The sequence below is a fragment of the Pseudomonas sp. AC463 genome (assembly GCF_979253585.1).
On record NZ_CEEDDZ010000119.1, the window covers coordinates 1 to 452 of the forward strand.

The 452-nt window shown below is 68.4% G+C and carries 1 protein-coding gene; it reads left to right on the plus strand.

Going from position 1 to position 452, the window contains the following annotated elements; genetic code table 11:
• Nucleotides 1–379, plus strand: a 379-nt coding sequence (locus tag AC0IYH_RS29375; RefSeq protein ID WP_471837558.1) for an ATPase, T2SS/T4P/T4SS family, incomplete at its 5' end; no start/stop codon positions are given.
• Between the last annotated feature and the right edge of the window lie 73 nt (nt 380–452).

A 452-nucleotide genomic window follows, 5' to 3' on the forward strand; every position in this document is an offset into this window, starting at 1 on the left:
TCCCAACATGGTCGGCCTGATCGGCGTTCGCGGCACCCAAGGCGAAAGCGCGGCCGGTGCAGAGGCGTTGCTGCAAGCCTCGCTCCGGATGCGCCCCAGCCGCATCCTGCTGGGAGAATTGCGCGGCGCGGAGGCGTTCACCTTCCTGCGGGCCGTCAACACGGGCCATCCCGGTTCGATCACGACCATCCACGCCGACAGCGCAGACCTCGCGGTCGAGCAACTCGCGCTGCTGGTCCTCGAAGCGGGGATCAAGCTCGATCGGGCCGATGTCGCCGCCTATGTCCGCAAGGTCGTCGACGTCTTCGTCCAGCTCGATCGCAGCGGGGGCGTCCACAGCGTACGGTCGGTTGAATGGCCGGCTGGGGCCGGTCGTTAAACGCGGCCGGTGCTGGCAGTGGCTGGAGCCGCCGCTGACGGTTTGGTCGCGAAGGTGGCGGACAGCCCGTGAT